This is a genomic window from Nocardia sp. 348MFTsu5.1 (assembly GCF_000383535.1).
Lineage (GTDB): Bacteria > Actinomycetota > Actinomycetes > Mycobacteriales > Mycobacteriaceae > Williamsia > Williamsia faeni.
In genome coordinates this window covers 263,425-289,172 of record NZ_KB911513.1, presented here as the reverse complement: position 1 = coordinate 289,172, position 25,748 = coordinate 263,425, and the positions used below count along the sequence as shown (strand labels likewise).

The following is a 25,748-nucleotide window of genomic DNA, read 5'->3' as shown; positions in this document are numbered from 1 at the left end:
GGCATGGCAGGATTGGCGGCGCCATATCTCGTTCGACCGCGCAAGGAGCACCATGACCACCCCCGATGCCAACGAAGGCTCCCGGTTCGAACCCGGAATGCAGATCCGCCGGGACGTGATGGGTGATGAGTTCGTCGACCGCGCCCTCGCCCGGACCCAGGGCACCGAATCCGAGGCGATCCAGACAGCGATCACCGACCTGGTCTGGGGCGGAATCTGGTCGCGGCCGGGTCTCGAACGCCGGGACCGGAGCCTGCTGAACATCGGCCTGCTGACCGCGCTGCGAGCACACGGCGAGCTCGCCGGCCACGTCCGCGGAGCACTGAAGAACGGTTTGTCCCGCACCGAGATCACCGAGGCCGTAATCCATTGCAGCGGATACTGCGGGGCACCGGCCGCGTTGTCTGCCATGGCCGTGGTTCAAGAGGTCTTCGACGCCACGCCCACCGACTGACCGGCGATGCGGACACTGGGGATCGACCTTGCGTCACAACCGAATCGGACGGCGATGGCGACGCTCGAGTGGTCTGCCACCGGCGCGGTGGTCTGCGACGTGCAGACGGTTGTCTCCGACGCGGACATCCTCGCCGCCGCCCCCGGTGCCGACAAGGTGGGTATCGATGCCCCGTTCGGCTGGCCCGATGCGTTTGTCGACGTGGTGTCCGCACATCACATCGGCGATGTCCCCCACGAGCAATCGCTGTTCACAGATGCCGGGGTGACCCGGTTTGTCGCACGTCGGACCGATGAATGGGTCCGTGCGACCACCGGATTGATCCCGCTGAGCGTCTCGGCAGATCGCATCGCCTACGTGGCACTGCGGGCGATTCGGTTGCTCGCACACCTCGACGGCCCCGACTTCGACACCGGCCGGGTCAATGGAACCGCTGTCGAGGCGTATCCAGCTGCCGCACTGAAGATCTGGGGCTTCCGGCACAAGAGATACAAGGGCCGACCACAACAGGTAACGCTCGCCGAACTCGTCGGCGAACTGGAAATACAGGCTCCCTGGCTCGACTTCGGCTCAGCCCGAACGGTTTGCACCACCAGCGACGACGCGTTCGACGCGGTGATCACCGCGCTCATCGCGCGGGCGGCCGCACTGAACCTGACCGTGTTGCCCGACGCAGAGCACGCCGCCATCGCCCAGCGCGAGGGCTGGATTCACATACCGGGCGCACCCCTGGACGCGCTGGTCGCTCAGCTGTCCTGAGCGTCTAGCCGGGCCGCGATGTCGGCGGGGAATCCACCGGTGGCGAGCGGACCCCAGCGTGTGGGGGTGATGCGGATGAGGGACTTGTTCTGCAACTTCATCGCGGCGCGGTACTCGTCCCAGTCGGAATGCTCACCGGCGATACTGCGGAAGTAGTCGACCAGCGCGTCCTCGGCCTCGGGCATGTCCAGCACTTCGGCCGTACCGTCCACCTGCACCCACGCGGCATTCCACTCATCCGACAGCACACAGACACTCACCGCGGGATTCCGTTTGATGTTGATGGTCTTTGCTCGTCCCGGGTAGGTGGCGATCACGATGCGGCCCTGCTCATCGACACCGCCGCTGACCGGAGACAGCTGCGGCGTACCGTCAGCGCGGACCGCGCTGAGCAGCATTTTGTGCCGCGGACGAACGAAGTCCAGGAGTGCGGCGAGATCAACTTCGGTGTTGGTTGCGACTGTGCGTGCCATCTGGTCAGCGTACGGAGTTTTGCAATCGGAGATACATGACAGGTGGTTCACCCGTCATGTCGAAGGTGGCGGGGCGGGCCTTCGCTTTCCGGCTCGCTGGTTGTCGCGCCACTGTCCGATGATGAAGCACCGCGCCTCCACATCAGAACGAACGATAGAACGACCACCAGGCCTACGGTGTTGAGGATCGTGATCGACACCGTGACCAGCGGGTCGGCTTCAAAGGGAAAAATCATCATCAGGAGCATCGGAGCGATGTTGCGTACTGCCGTGGTCGCCTCGGCCGCATGCCTGACTCCCACGTCTTTGACTCGAAGAGTGGAAACGAGAATGTATCCGCACCCGAGGCCGATGAATGGGCCGGCAAGGGCCGCGATGTAGCTCTCGGTGCCCCAGGTGTCGACGAACTGACTCCAATATGCGACCAGCGTGAAGTTGAGATTGAAGAGCAGGCACAGAATTGCAACTCGGACAGTCCACTGTGCCAGCGGTGGCGTCAGGTCGGGCCACCAGACCCTGAAGGCGCACCCGAGAGCCAGCGGAAGGAGCAAAAAGAGCAGCAGCGGCCACGCAACATCCCAGGCAGAGGTTTTGAGTTGCGCATCAACCGCATCGATGGCGAGGGGCAGTCCTATCGGGAGGGCGATGACCGTCGCGACAGTCAAAACCACTATCAGCGTGGTGGCTATGCTCACATCCGCCTTGGCCAACCGGGCGAGGAGCGGAGCGAAAGGCATACCTGCACACAGAGCCGCGACACAGAACCCGACCTTGATCTCGCCAGGAATGGACGAGGCTATCGTGAGCAAATAGCCGATGAACAGCAGCGGGATGATGACGAAATTGATCACCAATGCCAACGCGGCGATCTTCCAATGGCTTATGGCCTGCGCCAACAGTTTGCCGATCTGAAGCCTCAGGCCCAATCCGAACGAGTTCAAAATCACGAAGAGCACCCCAAACCCGTTGATCAGGACGCTCTGACTGGACTGGGTCATATCGCTCCGTTCTCGCTCCCGAGCACTGCGAATGGCCAGTTTGGTGTCCCCACTGGTGGCCAGGTAAAAGTATCCACCCTATGCGGGACATTCGCCCACGGATGGGCAACTTTGCAGCAGCATGACGGGTCGAGGATCTGGCGCAGGAGTACAGGCGATCCGATGAATCAGCGTTGGCTACAGACCCGCCCGCAGCTCGCGTTTGAGGAGTTTTCCGCTCTGGTTCCGCGGCAATTCATCAACGAACACAACGCGTTTCGGCACCTTGAATGGCGCGATCTGTTCCTTCACATGGGCGATCAAGGTCTCCGGTGCAACGTCGCCGGCGTCGGGACGCAGCACCACCACCGCGGTGATCGCCTCGATCCACTTCTCGTCGGGGGTACCGATCACGGCGACCTCGGCAACGCCGGGATGTGTGTAGAGCGCGTCCTCGACCTCGCGCGACGCCACCAGGATCCCACCGGTGTTGATGACGTCTTTGATGCGGTCGACCACGGTGAGGAAGCCCTGCTCGTCCCGGGTGACCAGATCACCGGAGTGGAACCAGCCACCGCTGAATGCCTCTTCGGTGGCATCGGGGTTTTCCCAATACCCTTGGCACAGTTGGGGTGAACGGTAGAGAACCTCACCGGCCGTGCCGTCGGGAACGTCATTGCCCTCGGTGTCGACCACGCGAGTCTCGACGAAGAACACCGCCTTGCCGCAGGAGGCGGGCCGGTCGGCATGGTCCTCGGGACCCAGGACCGCAGCCAGTGGCCCAATCTCGGACTGTCCAAAACAGTTGTAGAACTTGATGTCCGGGTAACGCTCACGCAAACGGTTCAGCACGGTGACCGGCATGATCGACGCCCCGTACTGGGCCTTGCGCAGCGACGACAGGTCGCGGGTGTCGAGATCGGGATGACCGGCCAGCGGTACCCAGACGGTCGGCGCGAGGAACAGCGATCCGATCTTCTCGGATTCGATGCGGCGCAAGATCTCCGGGATGTCCGGTGTCTCGATCAGACTGATGGTCGCCCCGACCGACAAATACGGAAGCATGAACACGTGCATTCCGGCCGAGTGGTACAGCGGCATGGCGATCAGCGGGTTGTCGCTCTGATCGAGATCGAGTGCGATCACCGACGACACGTACTCATGCACCATCGCAGTGTGGGTCATCATGGCGCCCTTGGGCTTTGATGTTGTCCCGGATGTGTAGAGAAGCTGCACGAGATCGGTGTCGGCGACCTCCCAATCGATCTCGGGGACGTCCCCGGAACCGACCAGGTCGATCAGCGATCCGTCCTCGTCACGCAGGCTGATGACCTGTCCGATGTCGAGTGCGTCGGCAACGGGCGCAAGATTCGCACGCAACTTCGGGTCCACCAGCACTGCGCGGCTACCCGACTGGCCGACGAGGTACGACAACTCGCCTTCCTTCAGCGCGTAGTTCACCGGCACATGAACCAATCCACCACGGGCGCACGCCAGGAAGCCGATCGCGTAGGCGTCTGAGTTGGTGCCGTAGGCCGCCACCCGATCGCCGGAGTTCAGTCCGAGTGAACGCAGGTAGCCCGCAGCCCTGGTCACCGCTTGGTCAAGCTCGGCGTACGTCCAGGCGCGATCGGCGAATCGCAGCGCGGTCCGTTCGGGGAACCGCGCTGCGCTCCGGCGCAGAATTCCATCAACGGTACTGAAACGGGGGTTGGCGATCATGCCCCGACTTTATAGGACGTCCAAGTATTGGATACCCCGGAATGAGGCACAGGGTCCCGCCCGGATTGCGCCGCGGACCCGCCTACTGGAAAGTGAGGACGGTGGCCCCCTCGACCTTCATCCGGCGCGCACGATTGGTCCCGGTGCGTACGCCGGTAGCGTCCGATGCACCCGTGGACATCAGGATCGTCGATGGCGTCGTCACGGTGGTCGCACCCCGATTGCACCCCGGTCCCGACGACCTGATTGTCGACGCCGACGGTCGATGGGCGATTCCCGGCCTGTGGGATCAGCACGTGCACATGTCGTTGTGGGCTCAGACGAGAGCGCGGATCGATGTCTCGGCAGCCACCTGCACGGCCGACGTGACCCGGATCATTTCGGACCACGTCCAGGCACTACCCCGACCCTGGCAAGGCGGGGCCCTCCTCGGTTTCGGCTTCCGGACCGCGACGTGGCCCACCCAGCCCACCGTCGCCGAACTCGATGCGGTGAGTGGACATCACCCGGTCATCCTGTCCAGCGGCGACGTCCACACCGGCTGGCTCAACAGCAAAGCACTTGCACTACTGGGTATTCCACCCCGCGACACTCAGGTGCGTGAAGCGGAATGGTTCGACCTGCAACCGGCGATCACGCAATTGTCGGCCGCCTCGCAGGACACCGATTCGCTGGTGCGTGTTGCGGTCGAGGAGGCCGCCGAGATGGGCGTGGTGGGCATCGTCGACTTCGAGATGGCGGCCGGACATCGTGAATGGCCACAACGTTTCGACGCCGGGATCGATCGACTCCGGGTGCGGCCGGTCACCTACGCCGGCACCCTCGACGAGGTCGTCGCCGCCGGACTATGGACCGGAAGACAGTTGACGGAGAGCACCGACCTGCTGACCATGGGTCCGCTGAAGATCTTCTCCGACGGCTCCCTCAACACCCGCACCGCTCATTGCTGCCAGCCGTACGCCGACGCCCATGATCTGGAATATCCACGGGGGCAACAGATCTACGATCGCGCAGAGTTGACCGACCTGGTTTCCCGAGGAGCAGCTGCCGGCCTGCACATCGCCCTGCACGCCATCGGCGATGCCGCGGTGGATCAGGCCCTGAGCGCCTTCGAGGCCACCCATGCCCGCGGCAGCATCGAGCACGCCCAGCTGATCCGCTTCGAAGACATCACCAGGATGCATGCGTTGGGCATCCGGGCGAGTGTGCAACCGGCCCATCTCTTCGACGACCGCGAGGTGACCATCCAGTGTTGGCCGGACCGCACCGACCGCTGCTTTGCCCTGCGGTCGATGCTCGACGGTGGCGTTCAGCTCGTCCTGGGGTCTGACGCCCCGGTATCGGTGCTCGATCCCCGGCTGGCGATGGCCGCTGCGGTCCATCGTGGCCGCGACGGGGACGACCCGTGGAATCCGGCCGAATCCCTCACACCTGCAGAGGCCCTGGCAGCCAGTACCGACGGGCAGCCGACCATTCGGGTCGGGAATCGGGGTGACGTGGTGTTGCTCGACGAAGATCCGCTGGAGCGGGCGGACACCACCGCAGAGGCCGCGCGAACACTGCGCAACCTCGGTGTCGCAGCGACCATCACCGCAGGCCGCATCACTCATCTGGCGTTGTGAGGTCCATCGGATTCAGGGTCATCCGAGTTGGCAGCCCGTGGGTCCGGTGGGTAGGTTCCTACAGTCCGGCGGCTGTGACCTCGGGTGACAATCGCGGAGTCGGATCAATTGCCCCGCACTCCCCGCCGTAGGACCAGAAGGTGAATCGTGCCCAGCGCAGAGCAAACTGTCCATTCGCAGACGCCGCCGACCACCGTCCGCTCACTGCTCCGGACCCCGGTCCAGCTGCGTAAAGAGATTCTTGCCGGCCTCGTGGTCGCGCTCGCGCTGATTCCGGAGGCGATTTCGTTCTCGATCATCGCCGGCGTCGATCCGCGGGTTGGTCTCTTCGCATCGTTCACGATGGCCGTGACCATCGCGGTGGTCGGCGGACGCCCGGCGATGATCTCGGCGGCCACCGGCGCGGTGGCTCTGGTGGTGGCACCGCTGGTCGACGAATACGGCCTCGACTTCCTCTTGGCCACGGTCATCCTCGCGGGTCTGCTGCAGATCGTTCTGAGCGTGGCCGGTATCGCCAAGCTGATGCGGTTCATCCCGCGCAGCGTCATGACGGGCTTCGTCAACGCGCTCGCCATCCTGATCTTCAGTGCCCAATTGCCACAACTGTTCGGCGACGACATCCCCTGGCTGGTCTATCCACTTGTTGCGGCCGGCCTCGCCATCATCATCTTCCTGCCACGCCTGTCCTCGGTTGTCCCGTCGCCGTTGGTCGCGATCGTGGTGTTGACCGTTGTGGTGACGGCGGTCGGCTGGAACGTGCCCACAGTCGAAGATGAAGGCGCCCTGCCTGATTCATTGCCATCACTATTGCTGCCCGATGTGCCGTGGACATGGCACACCTTGTCGGTCATCGCCCCCTACGCGTTGGCCATGGCCCTGGTCGGGTTGATGGAGTCCTTGATGACCGCCAAACTCGTCGACGACATCACCGACACCCACTCCGACAAGACCCGGGAGAGCTGGGGTCAGGGCGTGGCAAACATCGTCACCGGATTCTTCGGCGGCATGGGCGGTTGCGCGATGATCGGCCAGACGATGATCAGCGTCAAACAGTCAGGCGCCCGCACCCGGCTGTCGACGTTCCTCGCCGGTGTCTTCCTACTGATCCTCGTGGTGGTACTCGGCGACATCGTCGGTGTCATCCCGATGGCGGCGCTGGTCGCCGTGATGATCATGGTGTCGGTCGGCACGTTCGACTGGCACAGCATCCATCCCCGCACGCTGCGATTGATGCCGTTCCCGGAAACACTGGTGATGCTGGTGACCGTGGCCGCCACCGTCGCGACTCGGAACCTCGCGATCGGTGTGGTCCTGGGTGTTCTGACCGCGATGGTGCTCTTCGCACGCCGGGTTGCCCACCTGACCGAAGTCGAGGCGACCACGGAGACCACCGCAAACGATGTCCAGATCCGGCGCTATCGCGTCACAGGTCAATTGTTCTTCGCGTCCAGCAACGACCTGGTCTACCGGTTCGACTACGCCGGTGATCCCGACACCGTGGTCATCGACCTCACCGGGGCGGACATCTGGGACGCATCGACGGTCGCCTCCCTGGACGCGATTTCGCGGAAGTACCGCGACCGCGGCAAGGAAGCAACCGTCATCGGACTCACCGGGGCGAGTCTGGAGCGGCTCGAACGTCTTTCCGGACAACTCGGCGCCGGACACTGACGCCGAGTTCTCATTACTCGGACGAGGTCAGTCCTCGATTTTGAACCCGATTTTCAGAGTCACCTGAAAATGAGCGATCTCACCGTTCTCGACATGCCCGCGGGTATCGACCACCTCGAACCAATCGATGTGGCGCAGCGATTGGTTGGCACGCGCGACGGCTTTCTTGATGGCGTCGTCGGAACTGGTCAGCGACGTTCCCACGATCTCAGTGACTCGATAGACGTTCTCACTCATTCCGGTCCTCGATTTCAGATTGTCGGGAGATGACGGAAGGCTTCAATCATCCGCACTGCCAACGGTACTGATCGGGCCTCGTCCCGGAGGCGTTCACGCAACATCCGCCCCAATCGGGTTTCGCGCGGAGGTACCGCATCCGGCTAGGATTCTGAAATGGACATGCCCGTCCGCCGGTTCCTGACGACGTTCGTCGACGCAGTGGGCAGACGAGATCCCGGATTCGACGCATTGCGGCGTGCGATCCGACCGGCGATCGTGATTCCGGCGGCTGCGGCCGTCGCCATCGGAATCGGCGGTTTCCAGACTCCGCTGTTCGCGATCTTCGGGTCGGTCGCTCTCCTCGTCTTCGCTGATTTCCCGGGTGGTCGACGCCGGCGAGCAGTCAGCTACCTCGGCATGGCGATGGTGGGCTACGCCTTCATCGCCGCCGCCACGCTGCTGGCCGAACCCGGCTGGCTCGCGGCACTGTCGATGCTGGTGGTGGGTGTGGTGGTGACGTACGCCGCGATTCTCAGTTCCAGCTTCTCCGCCGCCCAGCGAGCCGCACTCCTCCTCTTCGTCCTGCCCGTTTCCTCCCCCGCGGGGCCGTTGCCGGACCGGTTGGTCGGCTGGACCATTGCCCTGGTCTTCAGCGTCCCGGCTGCGCTGTTCCTGCTGCCACCGCGACACCACAGCGAACTCCGCGACCGGGCTCGCGCCGTATTCGGTGGGCTGGCAGCGTACGTGGAATCAGACGGCGACGACGGAGCGACCACGCCGTCCACCGGCGACATCGCTGCACTGATGGATCGGCTGCGCGAGACCTACCTCGGCTCCGATACCCGCCCCTCCGGACTCAGCGCCGGCAGTCGGGCAATCATCCGGGTCGTCGACGACCTCGACTGGCTGACCTCACAGGTGAGCCGCCATGATGTGCGAATTCCCGATGACCTGCGCGCACTTTCCGTCCTCGTGCTGCACCTCGCGGCCGATGTACTCGCGGCCGACAACACCGAGAAACAGTCGGCGAATCGCCGTGCATTGGATGACGCTGTTGCCGATCTGACCTTGTTGATGCACCCCCGTTTCGGCACAAACCTCGATGCCATCCTCACCGATCCGAGTGATATCGACGCCGAGACCGACGGCATGAGAATTCTTGAATACCGGACGATCTGTATCACCATCGCGCTCGTCGGCCGAACCGTGGCATGGGCCTCGGCCGCCGATGCGCGTCCCGTGTTGCAGAAGATCCTCGGTCGTCAGTTGGCTCCCACCGGCGTTGCAGATCTGGTACTGCCGGGGTACGCGGCGACACGGATGTCGGTGTCTTCTAAGGTGATTCGAAACTCGGTGATCACACGCAATGCGTTGCGCACCGGCGTCGGCCTGGCTGCCGCGGTCGCCCTGATACAAGTTGTGCCCGTGCAACACGGCTTCTGGGTGGTGCTGGGAGCGATGTCTGTCCTTCGCACCAGTGCTCTGACAACAGGCGCGAATGTGATGCGCGCGGTGCTCGGTACCGTCGCCGGATTTGTCGTGGGCGCACTCATCATCGCGGCCCTGGGCACCGACGACACCGCGCTGTGGATCGTGCTGCCGATAGCTACATTCGGGGCCGCCTACATCCCCGCAGTGATCTCTTTCGCCGCAGGCCAAGCGGCATTCACCGTTCTGGTGGTGACCCTCTTCAACGTGCTGGGTCCGGCCGGTTGGAAGATCGGGCTGATCCGAGTAGAGGACGTCGCGATCGGATGCGCCGTCGCGGTGGTTGTGGCAATCGTGATGTGGCCACACGGTGTCGCGGCAACGACCCACGCCGCGATCAACTACGCCATCGCGGTCCATGCGCGCTACCTGAGAGCCGCCACAACGAGGCTGACCACCGGCTCGACAACCGACACCGAAGCCGATCTCGCCGAGCTGCGCATCGAAAGCCTGCGCGCGCACCGCGCATCTGATGATGCAGCACGCCAATATCTTTCAGAAGCAGGAGTGGCCGTGGATCGCCGCACGCCTGTGGTGAGAGCAATCGGGCGATCGAGTCGGCTACGCATCGTCGCCGAGCTGATCGCCGATCTGACACCCACGCCGGCTCCGGCCACCACCGGGCCGAATCTGTGCACGGTGATAGACATCCACGCGGCCCGGGTCGCGGTCGATTCCGTCGACGGACACGCCACCCACCATCCGACCAGAATCTCGGCCGCCACAGTCGCCGCACTCCGCACGGATTACGCGACGAACGGGCTGGGAATCGACGAGGCGCGTCCACTCGTCTCCGCCGCGGCGTACCTCGGCGCACTCGAGCTGATGCTCGCGGCACGACCGCAATAAATCAGTTGCCGCGGCCCCCCGATCCCGGCAACACTGTCCTGACCTGCACAGTCTCCCACTGAGCGGCCCTTGGCAGAAACTTTGCCAAGACTGTCAATTCTGCCACTGTTGGCAGGAAGTTTTTGAACGGACACTTACTGCCATGGAACTTTTAGTGATCATAGGACCGGCCCTGGTGGTCGGCTTGATTGCGGCGTACCAGAACCACACCTCGCCGTACGCGCCTCGTGATGCCGTTCGCCGGCCGACGTCCACCCGCACCCGGATCGAACTCGAGATGCTCACCCGTCGCGGGGACCAACCAGTCAACGCTTGATCAAAGCTGTTATCTGGCAGCTGATCTCGGCGCACGGCGTGCACTCTCGGTGAAGCTGGTCTTGGATGGGAACATGACGACCCCACCCATCGACCCTGCGGTGCCGCCGAGCGGTCCGGGTTGCCTCGACTGCGACAACACCGGTGGCTGGTGGTTTCATCTGCGCCGATGCGCGGCGTGCGGACACATCGGATGCTGCGACGACTCGCTGTCACGTCATGCATCCGCACACGCCGCACAGTCCGGGCATCCGATCATCCAGTCCTACGAACCGGGCGAAAACTGGTTCTGGGACTACTCCGCCAACGATTACTACAACGGACCCGAGCTGGCGCCCCCGCACTCGCGTCCCGACGACCAGTCGACACCCGGCCCGGCCGACCGGGTCCCCGCCGACTGGGTCGAGCAACTTCGCAACCGCACCGACTGACGCACCGTTCAATTCGGACCGCGCGAAAGGGCTCTGTTGTCGCGGTCCGGTCCGTAATCTTCTGTGCAGACCAGACCAGAAGAGGACAACGATGCCCACTGAGTTCGACTTGCTGCCCGAGAACGCCGAAGAACTTGGCCTGGAACCCGATCCGCTCCCGTCGGTGACCCGGATCGACACTGTCGTCGACGGCCGGACGGTCAGTGCCCTGCGGTGGACCACCGAGTCGCTACGGGTGGTGTTCCTCCATGGCGGCGGCCAGAACGCCCACACGTGGGACAGCGTTCTCCTGTCGCTCGGGGTGCCCGCGCTCGCCATCGACCTTCCGGGTCATGGTCATTCGCAGTGGCGTGAAGACGGCGACTACCGGCCACATCTCAATGCCGAAGCGGTTGCACCGGTGATTCGGGAACTCGCCCCGGACGCCGAACTGGTGGTCGGAATGTCACTCGGCGGCCTCACCACCATCTCCGCCGCCGCCCGGTATCCGGGGTTGATCAAGCGCGCAATCCTCGTCGACGTCAGCCCGGAATCACCCAAACGGGTCGAGAACCTCAGCAAGAAGGACCGCGGCACCGTCGCCCTGGTCAGTGGTCCGGACACCTTCGATGACCTCGATGAACTGATCGAACTCACCGCCGCTGCGGCGCCGAACCGTCCCAAGTCGTCGATCAGGCGGGGTGTCATCCACAACACCCGCCAGACCGACGACGGTCGCTGGCGATGGCGTTACGACCGGTTCCGCAAATCCATCGAACCTGAGCCGCTGTGGAAGGACCTGTCCGACAGCGACACTCCGTTCACCCTGATCCGCGGTGGCCTCTCCCAGTTCGTCGCCGACGAGGACATCGACACCTTGCGCCGGTACCGGCCCGGACTCGTCGTCTTCACCGTCGACGGGGCCGGACATTCTGTGCAAAGTGATGCGCCGTCAGAGCTCGCGCGGATCGTCGGGGACACCCTGCGCTCAGCCCACTAGACCGGCCTCGCGGTTGATTCCCGATACTGTCCTCAGCTCTCCGTCTTCTTGTTTCGCCAGATCCGTTCGAATGGCAGCCGCCAGGCATGCGGTGCGATGAGTTGATGGATCGCGTTGGGCCCCCATGATCCCTGGGTGTAACTGCGTACCGGCGGCGGATCGTCCAACAGCGGCGCCGAGACGTCCCACAGCCGCTCGATGCCCTCGGCCGTGGTGAACAGAGTGTGGTCGTTCTTCATCGCATCAAGGATCAGCCGCTCGTAGGCCTCCAACACCAACCCGGCCTGTTCGGTCTCCTGCATGGCGAACTGCAGACTCAGTTTGTCGAGTTTCATGCCCGGCCCCGGTCGTTTGCCGTAGAACGAGAGCGACACCTTGAACTCGTCGGCGAGGTCGAAGGTCAGATGATCCGGACCCTGTTGTCCCACACCGGATCCTTCTGGGAACATGCTCTTCGGCGGCTCATGGAATGCGATCGAGATGATGCGCTGTCCATCGGCCAATCCCTTGCCGGTCCGGAGATAGAACGGGACTCCCGCCCAGCGCCAGTTGTCGATCTCGGCCTTGAGCGCCACAAAGGTCTCGGTTTGCGACTCGGGTGCCACACCGGGTTCGTCGCGATATCCCAGGTACTGTCCACGCACCACGTTGCGGGGGTCGAGCGGCCGCATCGACCGGAAGACCTTGTTCTTCTCTTCACCGATCGGGTTGGGCGCCAATGCGGTCGGCGGTTCCATCGCAACGAAGGCGAGGATCTGAAAAAGGTGGGTCACCACCATGTCCCGGAACGCGCCGGTGGATTCGTAGAAGTGCGATCGGCCTTCGAGTGCCAACTTCTCCGGTACATCGATCTGGATGTAGTTGATGAAGTTCCGATTCCAGATCGGCTCGAACAACCCGTTGGCGAACCGGAACGCGAGAATGTTCTGGGCCGCTTCCTTGCCGAGGAAATGATCGATACGGAAGATCTGCTCTTCCTTGAACCACCGGTGGATGGAGGCATTCAGAGCGACCGCGCTGTCGTGGTCGGTGCCGAAGGGCTTCTCCATGATCACGCGGGACTTCTTCACGAGGTCCGCTTCGTGCAGCATCTCGAGAACGGCCATCGCTGCCATCGGCGGGACGCTGAGGTAGTGGAGCATGTGGGCTTCGGTGCCCAGCACGGCCAGTTCTTGTCGCACCTGCGTGGCCAATGCTTCTGCACCGGCCCCTTGCGGCACGTAACTCACGGTTTCGGCAAACTCCGCCGCCGCCTCGGGGGTGAAGACCCGGCTGGAGAACTCGCTGCAGGCCTTGACCGCAACCGCCCGGAACTCCTCGGTGTCGAGGTCATCGAGCGACGTCCCGACGATCCGCATCGGCGGCGCCAGCTTCGACATGAAGAGATGGAACAAGCCGGGCAACAGTTTTCGGCGCGCCAGATCACCGGTGGCACCGAACAACACCACGACGTGTGGCGGCAGCTTCTTGACGTCTTTGACCCCGCGGGCCGCTTCGAGTCCGGTCACATCCTCGATCGTCCCACCTGCGAGCCAACTGGGCAGCGCAACCGGATATCCCCAGGATCGTCCCCCTGGTGCCCTCTCGAGGGCGGATTGCCCCGCAGGCACCCTGCCTGCTAAGGGGTCGAAACCGGCGCCCGCCGGACCGATCCGGTGACCGTCGACAGCGAGGCGAAGACCGCGGCGTAGTCGGCGGCCGCCTGTGCAATGAAGCTGTCGAGTTCGGGCAGGTTGTCGATGACGAAGTACAGGCCGCGGCCCGGAATCGCGGCGCCCAGCTCGAGGAGCAGCGGCGCCAGGGTGGTCTGCGGTGCCAGCGAATGTGTCAGATCTCCGCCGGTGAACACCGGGATCGCCACCACACCCTTGAGGCCATCGGTCCCGTACTGATCGAGGAACGCCTTGAGCAGGCCGGTGTACGACGCCTTGTAGGTGGGGGTCGCGAAGATGACCAAGTCGCTGGAAGCTACCGAAGTCTTTGCTGCCGTGACCTTTTCCGAACCCCATTCGAAGAGCTCACCTGCGAGGTCGGCCAGCTCGATGACCTCGACGTCGTACGATCCCGCCTCCAGCAACGCCGGTACCAAGGCCTCGGCGACCGTCCTGGTCCGCGAATGCGGCTTGGGGTTTCCGATGACAACCGAGACCTTCAACGTTCCAGCTTCAGACAAGGGGCTGCGCTCCAATAATTCATCGTGACGGGTGTTCATCGACCCAGAACCTCATCCTGCGGCCGTCGGTCAGGATACGTCACCACAGCACCCTTGCCACGGGTTTGAATCGGTGAGGGTTTTGGGCTTCTCCCGGGGGCCGGCCAACCGAGCCGGCAGATCCGGGTGCACCCACCGACCCGGCTACGCTCGAAGGCAGCATGTGGTCGCCGCGCCGTGCGGCATCCGACCCGCCATTTGTGAACCCACGAAGGGATTGTGCAGTGACCAGCAACTCCGACGGACTGCTCGGCTACGCCGCAGGCGAGATCGTGCGCGGCGAAGGACGCGGTGCGCCGATGGGCTTCCCGACCGCAAACATCCACGCCGTGGACGAAAGCCGGATTCCCGACGACGGCGTCTACTTCGGCTGGTTCGGTTTGGCGGAGGGCGATCCGCCGCGTGGTCGACTGAGCGCCGGTACCTGGCTGCCCGCCCTGATCTCGGTGGGCAACAATCCCACCTTCGATGGCCGCACCCGCACCGTCGAGGCCTACCTCATGGACTTCGACGAAGATCTGTACGGAGCCCACGCGATCGCGGAACTGACCACGCTGGTGCGCCGAATGGAGAACTTCAACTCCATCGACGAGCTGGTGGTCGCCATGGAAGGCGACAAACAGGCCGCCCGCGACCTCATGGCAAAGCACCCGACCCGGCCGGAGCGCTAGCCCTACCCTGGTTGATCTGCGTCAAAGATCAAGTGCAACAGCAGTATCGAGGGCGACCTCGATACTGCGCATCCAGCCGTCCTTGAGTGCTGCCTTCTGATCTCCGTAGACACTGACACCATCGACGAGATTGCTGGAACAGGCACACACCATGCCGGCTTTCAGACCCCGCAGCTTCGCGACGACGTACAGCGCGGAACTCTCCATCTCGACGTTCAGGATCCCCATGCCGGACAACTGTGAGATCCACTCCGGCCCTTCCGCATAGAAGGCATCGTCGGTCGCATTGATACCCGAATACACACTGAAGCCACCACGCTCGGCGGCCATCGCCTCGGCCACCCGCCGTAATTCGGCGGCTATCGAAATATCCGGTACCGCAGGGAATCCCGGGTGCACATAGGCGGCAGTGGTGCCGTCGTTGCGCAGTGAGCCCTCACTCACCAGGAGGTCTCCGGGCGCGATGCCCGGCTGCAGTCCGGCCGAACTGCCCACGCGGATGAGTGAGGTCACACCGACCCTGGCCAGTTCTTCGACCGCGATGGCCGTTGACGGACAACCCATTCCGGTCGATGTCGCGGTGATCAGCTTGCCCTTGTAGAACCCCGTCATCGTCCGGTGTTCGCGGTTGTGGGCGATGTCCTTGACGTCGGTCAGGAACTCGGCGACAAAGGGCACGCGGAACGGATCGCCTGGCAGCAACGCCACCGTTCCCACCTCACCCGGCGCCACCCCGATGTGGTACTGCCGCACGTCGCGCCCGGCGGCGTCCTTGTCGACGACCATCTTCTCTGGCACGTGGGGTACTCCGGCTCTCGTGGGTGTGGTTGCCAGTGCAAACTATCGCGCTGTCGGCCCATCCGCCTGTCGAGTCCCGAAGAGTAGCTTGGGAAGTAGCCGGCACCGACGAACTTCGATCAGATCCGAGGTGGCATCGTGACCAACGACGTCGAGAAGCGCTGGAATGATCCCCGCGCATTGCACACCGCCGCCAGATATGTCGTCGGCGTGGTGGTCCTCGCCGGCCTCTGGTTGATCGCTTACCTCCTGCTCAACCCGTCCAGCATCCTGTGGGGCATGGGCTTCACAGCGATTCTGATGTGCGGTGGTATCGGCGCCTTTGTCGAGGCCTACCGCGTGTACACCCGGGGCGGCGCCTGGCCGATCTGGCAAGGCGCCGGCTGGCTTCTGTTCATGCTGATGGTGGCGACCATGGGTGTGGTGGCAGTCTGAATCAGCCCGTCCCGACCTCGACTAGCTCGCATTCTTTCTGGCGTTGGTGAAGTATGTGTTGCGCGCGATTCGGGAGTCGCCGAATGTGATGGCCCGCTCACGCCGCGAACCCAGGAACAGCGTTGCCGCCCAATTCAGCACCGTACCAACGCGATTGCGACCCCCCGCCAGGAATGCGATGTGGATGACACCCCAGAAGATCCAGCCCAACCGGCCTGAAAGGTGCAGCGGTCCGGCCTGAATCAGCGCGTGGCCCCGCGCGACGTAAGCCGCACTACCCAGATCGCGGTACTTGAACGGCGCCCGCGTGGCGTTGCCACCCGATTCGACCTCGGCGGCGATCAGCTTGCCGACGTACCACCCACCCTGCATCGCAACCTCGGCCACCCCGGGCAGGTTGTCGCGGGCCATCATGTCGCCGATCACCCAGATATTCGGATGTCCGGGAACCGTCAGATCCTGTCCGACCGCAATGCGTCCGGACCGGTCCTGCGAGGCGCCCAGCGCAGCGGCGAGTTCCTTGGCGAACGGCACCGCCTCCACGCCGCACGTCCAGACAATCGTGTGGGCTTCGTACCGGGTCGTTGTCTTCGGCTCGTTCTTCGTGGTCGTCTCGACGTGGTCCGGGCCGACGTCGGTGACGTGAACTCCCAGATGCGTCTCGACGCCGACCTTGTCCAGCGTGCGCTGGGCATTTCTCGACAGTTTTTCACCGAAGGACGGCAATACCCGGTCACCACCGTGCAGCAACAGCACCCTGGCCTCACGCGGATCGATGGACCGGAACTCGTTCGTCAGAGCGTGTAGCGCCAATTCGCGGATCTGACCGGCGATTTCCACCCCGGTGGGACCACCTCCGGCAACGGCAAACGTGAGCCAGGGGCGTCTTTCCTCGGCCGTCGGCAATGACTCGGCCATTTCGAACGCGGTGATCAATGTGCGGCGAATGGTCAGGGCGTCGTCGAGCGTTTTCATGCCCGGCGCCCAGTCGATGTATTCGTCATGTCCGTGATAGGCCTGCTGCATACCCGCGGCGACCACGAGGTGGTCGAACGGCAGATCGAACGTCGAACCGTCGGACCGGCAGGCGGTGAGTGTCCGGGTCTCGACGTCGATGGCCGTTGCCTCCCCCAGCGCCACGTGCGCGTTCTTCTGCCGGCGCAACAGATGTCGCAGCGGACTGGCTATCGAGCCCTCGGACAGCAGGCCTGTCGCGCACTGGTAGAGCAGCGGCTGGAAGACATGACTGGTTCCCCGGGACAGCAGGGTGACATCGACGTCTGCATTCCGCAGTTTCCGCGCCGCATTGAGGCCACCGAATCCGCCGCCGACGATGAGTACATGTGGTCGCTCAGATGCAGTCATATTCTCTTTCGATCTCCAATTGCCACTGAAACAAAGGCCTGGGTACGAAACTATCGATCGCCGTCGCGATTACTGCGAAAGTCTATCCTCGCCGGTGTGTGGCGAATCACGCCGAGATAATTTGACCACCTGAGTCATTTGCTTTAATTTGGGTAAGTCGGCTGATTTAGATTTCTGGCGACCGACGACCCGATCCTGAATCTCCGGAGGCCGCACACCTATGCCCGTTCTCGATGCCGACGGAACCACCAGGACTCGGTCACCGGGCCCGATCGTGGCCATCCTGGCGTTTTCCGGCGTGGTCGCCGCGCTGATGCAGACCGTGTTGATCCCGATCATCCCGGAACTGCCCAGGCTCCTCGACGCCTCCTCGTCCGACACCGCCTGGGCCGTCACAGCCACCCTGCTGACCGGCACCGTCGCCGTGCCCGTCATGGGCCGTCTCGGAGATATGTTCGGCAAACGCCGCATCCTGCTCCTGAGCATGATGTTCCTGATCGTCGGATCCACGGTCGTGGCGTTGAGCAACAGTCTTGGACCGCTTCTCGTCGGCCGGGTACTGCAGGGCCTGGCGGGAGCGGTGATTCCGCTGGGGATCAGCTTGATGCGCGACGCTCTCCCCAAAGAGAAGCTGGCGAGTTCGGTGGCGATGATGAGCGCCTCACTGGGTATCGGTGGCGCGCTGGGTCTTCCCATCTCGGCCCTGATCGCGGAGTACGCGAACTGGCACTTCCTCTTTTGGATCTCCGCGGCGCTCGCGGCGGTCGCCGCTGTCCTGATCCTCACGTTTGTTCCCGAATCGCCCATCCGGAGCGGTGGAACCTTCGACTACGTCGGCGCCACATCGCTGTCGGCCGCACTGATCGCGTTGCTCCTCACCATCACCAAGGGCGCCGACTGGGGCTGGACCAGTAGCACCACCCTGACGCTGGTGGCCATTGCCGCGATCGCATTCGCGGTCTGGGGTTGGTGGGAACTCCGCACCAAACTCCCGCTGGTCGATCTTCGGGTCACCACCGGCCGCCAGGTCCTCTTCACAAACCTGGCCTCGGCTGCACTCGGCTTTGCGATGTTCGCCATGACGCTCGTGCTGACGCAGGTCCTCCAACTGCCCGAGACCACCGGATACGGGATGGGCAAGTCGATGCTCGCCACCGGCCTGGTCATGGCTCCCTTTGGTGTGGTGATGATGCTGGCCGCTCCGGTGTCTGCCCGGATCACCAACTCCCGGGGCCCGAAGACAACGCTGATGACCGGCGCGGTTGTTGTCGCCGTGGGTTACCTGGTCGGCGCGTTCGCACTCAGCACCGTCTGGCAGATCACCCTCGTCGGAATCATCATCGGCGCCGGTACCGGCCTGGCCTACGGCGCCATGCCGGCACTGATCATGGGCGCAGTCCCGATGTCGCAGACGAGCGCGGCCAACAGCTTCAACACCCTGATGCGCTCACTCGGAACGTCCCTTGCCAGCGCCATCGTGGGCGTGATCCTGGCCCAGATGACGATGTCGTCCGGCGGGTTCGACGTCCCGACCGCAGATGCGTTCAAGGTGACGATGCTGGTTGCTGCCGGCGCATCGCTCCTCGCATTCTCACTGGCCGCCTTCATCCCGCGGTTCAAGGCAACCCCGCCTTCGGTCGAGCTGCCCGACACCATCGCCGGGGTCGAGGAGTCCACAACCGTTACTCGCTGAGCCTTACGCAGATACGCTCCATGCCACAGTGCATGGGGCGTTTCTGCATGTGGAGGAAATTCGGGAGGTGACCGGTGGAGCAGGTCGATTGTGTGGTGATCGGCGCCGGAGTCATCGGCCTGGCCACTGCCCGGCAGCTGGCGCGCAGCGGACGTGACGTTCTCATCGCCGAGCGCGCAGAGCTGATCGGGTCCGAAACCAGTTCACGCAATTCCGAAGTCATCCACGCCGGCATCTACTATCCCGCCGGTAGCGCCAAGGCGCGGCTCTGCACGTCCGGGCGCGACAAGCTTTATGCCTACTGCGTCGACCACGGCGTCGACCACCAACGGATCGGCAAGCTGATCGTGGCGACCGACACCGACCAGGTGGACCGTCTGTCGGGCATCGCTGCTGCCGCAGAGGTCAACGGCGTCAAGGATCTTCGGCTGATCGACTCTGACGAACTCGCCGAACTCGAACCGGATCTGCATGCCGAGCAGGCACTGCTGTCACCGTCCACCGGCATCATCGACAGCCACGATCTGATGTCCGCACTGCGCCGCGACGCCGAAGAAGCCGGAGCGACCACGGCGCTGCGGAGTTCGGTGACGGGCGGGTCCGTGGCCGGTAATTCTGGACCGCGTTCGTCCATCGTCCTGGTCATCGACGACACCGAGATCGCCTGCGACGCAGTGATCAACTGTGCCGGGTTGAGCAGCTGGGATGTGGCCGCGCAACTCGACGGATTTCCGGCCACCAGCCTTCCACCTCGGCACTATGCCAAGGGCAACTACTACACTCCGGCCGGCGTCAAAGTGCCGTTCTCCCGGCTCATCTACCCGATCCCCGTCGACGGAGGACTGGGCGTGCATCTCACCCTCGACCTCGGCGGCCAGGCACGCTTCGGACCGGACGTCGAATGGGTGGATCATGTTGATTACCAGGTGGATCCGAGTCGGTCCGACGCCTTCTACTCCGAGATCCGCCGATATTGGCCGGCTCTACCGGACAACACACTGACCCCCGCCTACTGCGGCATCCGCCCCAAACTCTCCGGTCCGGGCGAACCAGCTGCCGACTTTCTGATCCAGGGTCCCGCCGACCACGGCATTCCCGGACTCGTCAATCTTTTCGGCATCGAATCCCCCGGACTGACTTCATGTTTCGCCATCGCAGAAGCCGTCGCCACCCACCTCGCCTGACCCCGCCACCACCCCGTCGAGCGTGCCGAACGAACCGCCGAGCGTGCCCTCGTTACCGTCGAGCGTGCCGAAAATTCCAGCGCATCAGCATCTTTGGCACGGTCGGCGGTCGGATAGGCACGGTCGGCGGTTTTATGGGCACGGTCGGCGGTTTTATGGGCACGGTCGGCGGTCGGATGGGCACGGTCGATGGGGGTGAACGAAGTCCGGCCCCACCTCAATTGAGAGGTGGGGCCGCCCCCGACTTCACGGCTTGTGGCCGTTGGTCAGATCAGTGCGAGACAGCCTTCTCGACGCCGACACCGGTCAGCGAACGGACCTCCATCTCGGACTGCTTCGCGGGATTCTCCAGCTTGCGGCGTCCGATGTGGGTACCGATCACGGCCAGCAGGAAGGCGGCAGGGATCGAAACGATTCCGGGGTTCGACAGCGGGAAGAGGGCGAAGTCGGCGTCCGGGAACATCGAGGTCGGCTTACCGGAGACCGCAGGAGAGACCACGATCAGGCCGATGCAGATGAGCAGACCACCATAGATGCTGTACAGGGCGCCGGTGGTGTTGAACTTCTTCCAGAACAGCGAGAACAGCAGTGTCGGAAGGTTTGCCGACGCGGCGACCGCGAAGGCCAGGGCCACCAGGAAGGCGATGTTCTGGCCCATGGCCAGGATGCCCAGCACAATCGCCACGAGTCCGATGACCACCACCGTGATCCGCGAGACCCGAACCTGCTGCTCTTCAGAGGCGTTGCCGCGCTTGATGACACTGGCGTAGATGTCGTGGGCGAACGATGCCGATGCGGTGATCGCCAGTCCGGCCACCACAGCAAGAATGGTTGCGAAGGCAACCGCCGAGATGATTGCCAGGAAGATCGTTCCGCCGAGCTCGAAGGCCAGCAGTGGCGCCGCGGAGTTCTCCTTGCCGGGTGCGGCCAGGATCTTGTCCGGCCCAACCATTTTCGCCGCACCGTAGCCGAGTCCCAGGGTGAACAGGTAGAAGGCACCGATGAGTCCGATCGCCCAGGTCACCGAGCGGCGCGCCTCTTTCGAGGTGGGCACCGTGTAGAAGCGCATCAGCACGTGCGGCAGACCGGCGGTGCCGAGAACCAGCGCGATACCGAGCGAGATGAAGTCGAGCTGAGACATGTTGCTGATGCCGTACTTCGCACCGGGAGCGAGGATGTCGCGTCCGGCCACCGCGTCGTTCGTCGACTGGTTGACCGAGTCCTGAGCTTGGGCGAGCAGGGTCGAGAAGTTGCCCTTCACCGCGAACAGCACAAGGAAGAACATGATGGCGGCGCCGGCGATGAGCAGAACCGCCTTGACCATCTGCACGTATGTGGTGCCCTTCATGCCGCCGATGAGGACGTAGGCGATCATCAGCAAGCCGACCACGGCCACCACGATGGACTGGCCGGTCTTGCCATCGATATTGAGCAGCAGTGCGACAAGTCCGCCGGCACCAGCCATTTGGGCCAGCAGGTAGAACAGCGAGACGGTCAGCGTCGACAGCGCCGCCGCCATCCGCACCGGTCGCTCCTTCAAGCGGAAGCTGAGGACGTCGGCCATCGTGAATCGGCCGGTGTTGCGGAGGAGCTCGGCGACCAGCAGCAGAGCGACGAGCCAGGCAACAAGGAAGCCGACCGAGTACAGGAAGCCGTCGTAGCCGTAAACAGCGATGGCACCGGCGATTCCGAGGAACGATGCGGCCGAGAGGTAGTCACCGGCGATCGCAAAGCCGTTCTGCGGTCCGGAGAACTGACCGCCGCCGGTGTAGAAGTCGGAAGCCTTCTTCGTGGTCTTGCTGGCCTTGATCACGATACCCATCGTGATGACCACAAATGCCACGAAGATGGCGATGTTGAGTGCGGGGTTGCCGACTGAGGCGGTCCCGGCAGCGAGGTAGCTCATTTGAGCGGTCCTTCCAGCTCTTCGCGGATGGCCGCGGCGCGGGGATCGAGGTCACGATTGGCGAAGCGCACATAGACCGCGGTGATCACGAATGTCGAGACGAATTGCGCGAGCCCGAGGATGAGGCCGAGGTTGATATTGCCCAGGATCTTGGTGGCCATGAAGTCTGTGGCATACGTGGCGAGGAGAACGTACAGCGCGTACCAGGACAGGAAGAACGCGGTCAGTGGAAACACAAACGTCCGTAGTCGACGTCGCAGGTCCTGGAACTCCGGGCTGGCCTGCATATCGATGAACGCCTGTGCGTCCGGAGTCGGTCGCGGCTGCGACAACTCCGGGCTCAGGTCTGATGTGGTCACTGGGGACTCCTGACATGACGGGTGAGGGTAACTGTCACGAAACGTTAGTGAGGTCCAGGTCACATCAACATGGTGTGGTCGCAGTCACACGGCGAGCTGTCGAACTGTGCGACGAACGGTCGATTCAGAGCGACAAGCGGTCAGCTGTCGTTCCGGAAATCGGGTGAGTCGCGGTCCGGGCGACGATCCTCGACGGTCCCCAGATTGATCTCGCGATCGCGCCCGACACCCAGCCTTTCCGGTGCATGCAGCCGGGTGAGCAGTCGTCCGACATCAGCCGGGACCTGGTCGGCGGTGAACTTGCTGACCAGCACCATCGTGGCAAATGCCAGCGGCACACTCACTGCCGCCGGATAACCGACCAGAACAGCGGGCCACCCGTTCAGAACGTCATCGTCGAAGCCCACGACCGAGGTGGCGAACGCGGCTCCGCCAGCAACCACACCACCGACGATCAGTCCCGCGGCCGCACCGACCGCGGTCAGCCCGCGCCACCAGATGCCCAGGACCAGCAGTGGGCACAACGTGGACGCGGCGACGGCGAACACCAGTCCCACCGTTCGGGAGAGGTCGATGGACGTGACCCCCACAGCCAGCAGCAGCGGCACGAGGCCGGCCACGACGGAGGCGAGCCGGAAGTCGCGGACCCGACCATGCAACACATCGGTACTGATGACACCGGCGACACTGACAAGCAGTCCCGACGAGGTCGCGAGGAAAGCTGCGAAGGCACCGGCGGCCACCAGTGCGGCAAGCAATTGGCCACCGATGCCCGACAACACCGAGCCCGGGAGCAACAGCACCGCGGCGTCGGATGCCCCGGTGATGAGGAGCTGCGGTACCCACAATCGGGCGAACGCGCCGAGCAGAGTGGGGAACAGATAGAAGAGGCTGAGCAGTCCGACCACCGCCAGCGAGGTCGCGCGAGCCGCTCTGCCATCGGGATTCGTGTAGAAGCGGACGAGCACGTGCGGCAGCCCCATGGTGCCGAGGAAGATGCCGATGATCAGCGAGAAGACCTGGAACATCGGGTGCTCACCGCCGAAGCCCCATCCCGGGGTGTCCCACTCGCCGTGGGTTGCCGGTGCCCCGGACACAACGGGTACAGCAGAGCCGGCGGAGAGTTCCAGCTCGGTTCCCTCGCTCACTGTGTGCTCACCAGGCCCCAACACCAAAGGTCCGGACACCGCGGTTCCATCGACCTCCCCTACCGCGCTCACCTGCAGCGGCTGTGCCACTGTGACAACGACGTCCGTGGTGATGTCGACAGTTGTCGACGTCGAGACCGTCGGCGGCGCATCGGAGCCCCGATCATCGTCGCCCGCACCATAGAAGTGAATGGCCAGCACTATTGCCGGCACCGCGATCGCGGTCAGTTTGAGCCAGTACTGAAATGCTTGGACAAAGGTGATCGACCGCATCCCGCCACCGACAACGTTGGCGATGACGATCACGGCGACAACGACCGCGCCCACCCAGGTCGGGACACCCAGCAGGATGTTGAGTGTCAGTCCGGCTCCCTGGAACTGCGGCACCAGATAGAGGATGCAGATCAGAACCACAACGCCCGTCGCCAGCTTGCGTAATCGCTTGGACTGCAGCCTGAATTCGGCGAAGTCGGGGACGGTGTAAGCACCTGACCGGCGCAGCGGCGCCGCCACGAACAGCAGCAGGCCGACGTATCCGGCGGTGAAGCCGATCGGATACCACAGCGCGTCGGCGCCATATTTGGCGATCAGTCCCGCGACTCCGAGAAATGATGCGGCCGAGAGATATTCACCGGAGATCGCCGCCGCGTTCCACCTGGGCCCGACGCTACGTGAGGCGACCAGGAAGTCGGACGTGGTGCGGGCCAGGCGAACTCCATAGGCGCCGATGGCGACGGTCGCCACTGCTGCGGCAACCAACGCGATGAGTGTCGGGACCGGCACCGACTGTCCGTAAATCGTCTGCATCTGCGCGGTTTCAGTCGTCGACCAAGTCGCCGAACTCTTGTTCGTTTCGATCGGCGCGACGGTTGTAGACCCAGCACACGGCCAGCAGCAGCGGATACACCGCAAACCCAAGGATCCACCAGGGCAACAGGATCCCGAACATCGTCACCTCGGTGAGCTCGGGGAAGATTTTCATCACCACCGGTATCGAACACAACACCAGCAAGGTCAGCGCTGCCAGCCGCAATGCCAACCCGAGTTGGGCGCGCATCAACCCGCGGATGAGTGCGTCACCGACGTCTGTGTGTTCCTGGACCTCCACCCGGGTTCGGACCGTCCTCGCCCCCCGTCGCGAGGCGAGCACCACCCGCTCCCGAGGGCGGGGTGCCTGATCTCCGGGTGTTGTCACCGGGTGGTCCGTTCCTGCTTGGGACTGCGGACGAGTCGGTCCTTGAGTTCCCTGGTGTGCCGCCGGCTGACCGGTAACTCCACCACCGCCGCGTTCGGCTCGGGCCGGAGCTGGACAACCATGCCGGACCCGACCGTGCGGATACCGGTGACCAGCGCCAACGACACCAGGTACGAACGGTGAACCCGCAGGAATCCGGCTTGTGCCCAACGGCTTTCGAGTGTCGAAATCGGGATACGGACCAGATGCGAACCGGTCGGGGTGTGCAGCCTGGTGTAGTCGCCTTCAGCTTCCACCCAGGACACATCCGAGCGATTGACCAGGGTGGTCGCCCCGCTCATCTCGACCGGGATCACCTCATCGGTACCCGTGACGCCGCCGACTTCCGCAGTGACCTCCACCTCGGGCGTCTCCCGCTGCTCGACGACCCGACGGACCGCCTCGGCAAGACGTTGCGCGCGTAGCGGTTTGAGAAGATAGTCGACCGCTCCGAGATCGAAAGCGGCGACCGCCCGATCGTCATGGGCGGTCACGAAGACCACGGCCGGTGGATTGGCGAAGGCCGCGAGCACCCCGGCGAGTTCGAGTCCGTCGAGACCCGGCATGTTGATGTCGAGGAACACCGCGTCGATGGAGTCGGGACGATCCTTGATCAATCGCAGCGCGCTGGTTGCATCCCCCGCGGTCAGGACCTCCGCCACCGCATCCTCGGCACGCAACAGATAGGCGAGTTCGTCGAGCGCCGGCCATTCGTCATCGACGGCCAGCACTGTCAGTGCCGGCCGTCTCGTCGGGGCGGAGTCCTTGGTGGTCTGTGTCACAA

25 protein-coding genes are annotated in these 25,748 nt (G+C 63.9%); 12 read left to right on the top strand and 13 right to left on the bottom strand.

What is annotated here, in order from left to right; translation table 11 throughout:
• The first annotated feature begins 52 nt into the window (after nt 1-52).
• Both H290_RS0111965 and H290_RS0111960 read left to right on the top strand, forming a co-directional pair.
• Nucleotides 53-454 carry a carboxymuconolactone decarboxylase family protein gene (locus H290_RS0111965; protein ID WP_020107047.1) on the top strand — a complete coding sequence of 134 codons (402 nt, stop codon included), beginning with the start codon at nt 53-55 and terminating at the stop codon, nt 452-454.
• 6 nt (nt 455-460) lie between these two features.
• Nucleotides 461-1,213 carry a DUF429 domain-containing protein gene (locus H290_RS0111960; protein ID WP_020107046.1) on the top strand — a complete coding sequence of 251 codons (753 nt, stop codon included), beginning with the start codon at nt 461-463 and terminating at the stop codon, nt 1,211-1,213.
• On the opposite strand, the gene H290_RS0111955 is transcribed toward H290_RS0111960, so the two are convergent.
• From H290_RS0111955 to H290_RS0111945, 3 genes are all read right to left on the bottom strand, one after another.
• The gene (locus H290_RS0111955; RefSeq protein WP_020107045.1) at nt 1,201-1,686 is read right to left on the bottom strand and encodes a PPOX class F420-dependent oxidoreductase; all 486 of its coding nucleotides are present in this window, start codon (nt 1,684-1,686) and stop codon (nt 1,201-1,203) included. The genes H290_RS0111960 and H290_RS0111955 overlap by 13 nt on opposite strands.
• Nucleotides 1,687-1,733: 47 nt before the next feature.
• Complete coding sequence (locus H290_RS0111950) at nt 1,734-2,684, bottom strand: bile acid:sodium symporter (RefSeq protein WP_020107044.1); 951 nt, start codon at nt 2,682-2,684, stop codon at nt 1,734-1,736.
• Between the two features lie 177 nt (nt 2,685-2,861).
• Nucleotides 2,862-4,385, bottom strand: a complete 1,524-nt coding sequence (locus tag H290_RS0111945; protein ID WP_020107043.1) for an acyl-CoA synthetase — start codon at nt 4,383-4,385, stop codon at nt 2,862-2,864.
• 143 nt (nt 4,386-4,528) lie between these two features.
• On the opposite strand from H290_RS0111945, the gene H290_RS0111940 reads away from it, so the two are divergent.
• Both H290_RS0111940 and H290_RS0111935 read left to right on the top strand, forming a co-directional pair.
• Complete coding sequence (locus H290_RS0111940) at nt 4,529-6,007, top strand: amidohydrolase (protein WP_196809536.1); 1,479 nt, start codon at nt 4,529-4,531, stop codon at nt 6,005-6,007.
• Between the two features lie 147 nt (nt 6,008-6,154).
• On the top strand, nt 6,155-7,678 hold the full coding sequence (locus H290_RS0111935; protein WP_020107041.1) for a SulP family inorganic anion transporter: 1,524 nt from the start codon (nt 6,155-6,157) through the stop codon (nt 7,676-7,678).
• Nucleotides 7,679-7,705: 27 nt separating this feature from the next.
• Here the strand turns inward: H290_RS0111935 and H290_RS0111930 are convergent, their stop codons facing one another.
• Complete coding sequence (locus H290_RS0111930; protein ID WP_020107040.1) at nt 7,706-7,915, bottom strand: dodecin; 210 nt, start codon at nt 7,913-7,915, stop codon at nt 7,706-7,708.
• 156 nt (nt 7,916-8,071) lie between these two features.
• On the opposite strand from H290_RS0111930, the gene H290_RS0111925 reads away from it, so the two are divergent.
• The 4 genes from H290_RS0111925 to H290_RS0111910 all read left to right on the top strand — a co-directional run bounded on the left by H290_RS0111925 (nt 8,072) and on the right by H290_RS0111910 (nt 11,959).
• Complete coding sequence (locus tag H290_RS0111925) at nt 8,072-10,234, top strand: FUSC family protein (RefSeq protein WP_020107039.1); 2,163 nt, start codon at nt 8,072-8,074, stop codon at nt 10,232-10,234.
• 142 nt (nt 10,235-10,376) lie between these two features.
• Nucleotides 10,377-10,550 carry a hypothetical protein gene (locus H290_RS31155; RefSeq protein WP_155976808.1) on the top strand — a complete coding sequence of 58 codons (174 nt, stop codon included), beginning with the start codon at nt 10,377-10,379 and terminating at the stop codon, nt 10,548-10,550.
• Between the two features lie 73 nt (nt 10,551-10,623).
• Nucleotides 10,624-10,980 (top strand): UBP-type zinc finger domain-containing protein, encoded by a 357-nt coding sequence (locus tag H290_RS0111915; RefSeq protein WP_028463081.1) that lies wholly within the window; start codon nt 10,624-10,626, stop codon nt 10,978-10,980.
• 91 nt (nt 10,981-11,071) lie between these two features.
• Nucleotides 11,072-11,959 (top strand): alpha/beta fold hydrolase, encoded by an 888-nt coding sequence (locus H290_RS0111910; RefSeq protein ID WP_020107036.1) that lies wholly within the window; start codon nt 11,072-11,074, stop codon nt 11,957-11,959.
• A 32-nt stretch (nt 11,960-11,991) separates the two neighbouring features.
• On the opposite strand, the gene zwf is transcribed toward H290_RS0111910, so the two are convergent.
• Both zwf and H290_RS0111900 read right to left on the bottom strand, forming a co-directional pair.
• On the bottom strand, nt 11,992-13,467 hold the full coding sequence (gene zwf / locus H290_RS0111905) for a glucose-6-phosphate dehydrogenase (RefSeq protein WP_020107035.1): 1,476 nt from the start codon (nt 13,465-13,467) through the stop codon (nt 11,992-11,994).
• A 110-nt stretch (nt 13,468-13,577) separates the two neighbouring features.
• Nucleotides 13,578-14,171, bottom strand: a complete 594-nt coding sequence (locus H290_RS0111900; protein ID WP_155976807.1) for an NADPH-dependent FMN reductase — start codon at nt 14,169-14,171, stop codon at nt 13,578-13,580.
• Nucleotides 14,172-14,395: 224 nt separating this feature from the next.
• Here H290_RS0111900 and H290_RS28410 point away from each other — a divergent pair, with 224 nt between their 5' ends.
• Nucleotides 14,396-14,842, top strand: a complete 447-nt coding sequence (locus tag H290_RS28410; protein ID WP_020107033.1) for a riboflavin kinase — start codon at nt 14,396-14,398, stop codon at nt 14,840-14,842.
• Between the two features lie 21 nt (nt 14,843-14,863).
• On the opposite strand, the gene H290_RS0111890 is transcribed toward H290_RS28410, so the two are convergent.
• Nucleotides 14,864-15,640 carry a nucleoside phosphorylase gene (locus H290_RS0111890; RefSeq protein ID WP_020107032.1) on the bottom strand — a complete coding sequence of 259 codons (777 nt, stop codon included), beginning with the start codon at nt 15,638-15,640 and terminating at the stop codon, nt 14,864-14,866.
• 138 nt (nt 15,641-15,778) lie between these two features.
• Here H290_RS0111890 and H290_RS0111885 point away from each other — a divergent pair, with 138 nt between their 5' ends.
• Nucleotides 15,779-16,075, top strand: coding sequence for a hypothetical protein (locus tag H290_RS0111885; protein WP_020107031.1), 297 nt, complete (start codon nt 15,779-15,781; stop codon nt 16,073-16,075).
• Between the two features lie 21 nt (nt 16,076-16,096).
• On the opposite strand, the gene H290_RS0111880 is transcribed toward H290_RS0111885, so the two are convergent.
• The gene (locus H290_RS0111880; protein ID WP_020107030.1) at nt 16,097-17,440 is read right to left on the bottom strand and encodes an NAD(P)/FAD-dependent oxidoreductase; all 1,344 of its coding nucleotides are present in this window, start codon (nt 17,438-17,440) and stop codon (nt 16,097-16,099) included.
• A gap of 220 nt (nt 17,441-17,660) precedes the next feature.
• On the opposite strand from H290_RS0111880, the gene H290_RS0111875 reads away from it, so the two are divergent.
• Together H290_RS0111875 and H290_RS0111870 are read left to right on the top strand one after the other, a co-directional pair.
• Entirely contained in the window at nt 17,661-19,133 is a 1,473-nt protein-coding gene (locus tag H290_RS0111875) for an MFS transporter (RefSeq protein ID WP_020107029.1), read from the top strand.
• 74 nt (nt 19,134-19,207) lie between these two features.
• Nucleotides 19,208-20,317: an NAD(P)/FAD-dependent oxidoreductase gene (locus tag H290_RS0111870; protein ID WP_028463078.1), complete on the top strand. Its 1,110-nt coding sequence runs from the start codon at nt 19,208-19,210 to the stop codon at nt 20,315-20,317.
• Between the two features lie 271 nt (nt 20,318-20,588).
• Here the strand turns inward: H290_RS0111870 and H290_RS0111865 are convergent, their stop codons facing one another.
• The 5 genes from H290_RS0111865 to H290_RS0111845 form a co-directional block, all read right to left on the bottom strand.
• Nucleotides 20,589-22,223 carry a cation acetate symporter gene (locus H290_RS0111865; RefSeq protein ID WP_020107027.1) on the bottom strand — a complete coding sequence of 545 codons (1,635 nt, stop codon included), beginning with the start codon at nt 22,221-22,223 and terminating at the stop codon, nt 20,589-20,591.
• Nucleotides 22,220-22,582, bottom strand: a complete 363-nt coding sequence (locus H290_RS0111860; protein ID WP_028463077.1) for a DUF485 domain-containing protein — start codon at nt 22,580-22,582, stop codon at nt 22,220-22,222. Before H290_RS0111860 ends, H290_RS0111865 begins: the two co-directional genes overlap by 4 nt.
• Nucleotides 22,583-22,722: 140 nt before the next feature.
• Nucleotides 22,723-24,537 carry a cation acetate symporter gene (locus tag H290_RS0111855; RefSeq protein ID WP_020107025.1) on the bottom strand — a complete coding sequence of 605 codons (1,815 nt, stop codon included), beginning with the start codon at nt 24,535-24,537 and terminating at the stop codon, nt 22,723-22,725.
• Nucleotides 24,538-24,547: 10 nt separating this feature from the next.
• Nucleotides 24,548-24,925 carry a membrane protein gene (locus H290_RS0111850; RefSeq protein WP_028463076.1) on the bottom strand — a complete coding sequence of 126 codons (378 nt, stop codon included), beginning with the start codon at nt 24,923-24,925 and terminating at the stop codon, nt 24,548-24,550.
• Nucleotides 24,922-25,746 (bottom strand): LytTR family DNA-binding domain-containing protein, encoded by an 825-nt coding sequence (locus tag H290_RS0111845; protein ID WP_231373561.1) that lies wholly within the window; start codon nt 25,744-25,746, stop codon nt 24,922-24,924. The genes H290_RS0111850 and H290_RS0111845 overlap by 4 nt, the downstream gene beginning before the upstream one ends.
• Between the last annotated feature and the right edge of the window lie 2 nt (nt 25,747-25,748).

Excerpts from the sequence above, each read along its gene's own strand:
- H290_RS0111880 (WP_020107030.1), bottom strand. The coding sequence starts at position 17,440 with ATGACTGCATCTGAGCGACCACATGTACTCATCGTCGGCGGCGGATTC.
- H290_RS0111930 (WP_020107040.1), bottom strand. The coding sequence starts at position 7,915 with ATGAGTGAGAACGTCTATCGAGTCACTGAGATCGTGGGAACGTCGCTG.
- H290_RS0111950 (WP_020107044.1), bottom strand. The coding sequence starts at position 2,684 with ATGACCCAGTCCAGTCAGAGCGTCCTGATCAACGGGTTTGGGGTGCTC.
- H290_RS0111875 (WP_020107029.1), top strand. The coding sequence starts at position 17,661 with ATGCCCGTTCTCGATGCCGACGGAACCACCAGGACTCGGTCACCGGGC.
- H290_RS0111900 (WP_155976807.1), bottom strand. The coding sequence starts at position 14,171 with ATGAACACCCGTCACGATGAATTATTGGAGCGCAGCCCCTTGTCTGAA.
- H290_RS0111925 (WP_020107039.1), top strand. The coding sequence starts at position 8,072 with ATGGACATGCCCGTCCGCCGGTTCCTGACGACGTTCGTCGACGCAGTG.
- H290_RS0111865 (WP_020107027.1), bottom strand. The coding sequence starts at position 22,223 with ATGAGCTACCTCGCTGCCGGGACCGCCTCAGTCGGCAACCCCGCACTC.
- H290_RS0111910 (WP_020107036.1), top strand. The coding sequence starts at position 11,072 with ATGCCCACTGAGTTCGACTTGCTGCCCGAGAACGCCGAAGAACTTGGC.
- H290_RS0111960 (WP_020107046.1), top strand. The coding sequence starts at position 461 with ATGCGGACACTGGGGATCGACCTTGCGTCACAACCGAATCGGACGGCG.
- H290_RS0111915 (WP_028463081.1), top strand. The coding sequence starts at position 10,624 with ATGACGACCCCACCCATCGACCCTGCGGTGCCGCCGAGCGGTCCGGGT.
- H290_RS31155 (WP_155976808.1), top strand. The coding sequence starts at position 10,377 with ATGGAACTTTTAGTGATCATAGGACCGGCCCTGGTGGTCGGCTTGATT.
- H290_RS0111945 (WP_020107043.1), bottom strand. The coding sequence starts at position 4,385 with ATGATCGCCAACCCCCGTTTCAGTACCGTTGATGGAATTCTGCGCCGG.
- H290_RS0111965 (WP_020107047.1), top strand. The coding sequence starts at position 53 with ATGACCACCCCCGATGCCAACGAAGGCTCCCGGTTCGAACCCGGAATG.
- H290_RS0111955 (WP_020107045.1), bottom strand. The coding sequence starts at position 1,686 with ATGGCACGCACAGTCGCAACCAACACCGAAGTTGATCTCGCCGCACTC.
- H290_RS0111855 (WP_020107025.1), bottom strand. The coding sequence starts at position 24,537 with ATGCAGACGATTTACGGACAGTCGGTGCCGGTCCCGACACTCATCGCG.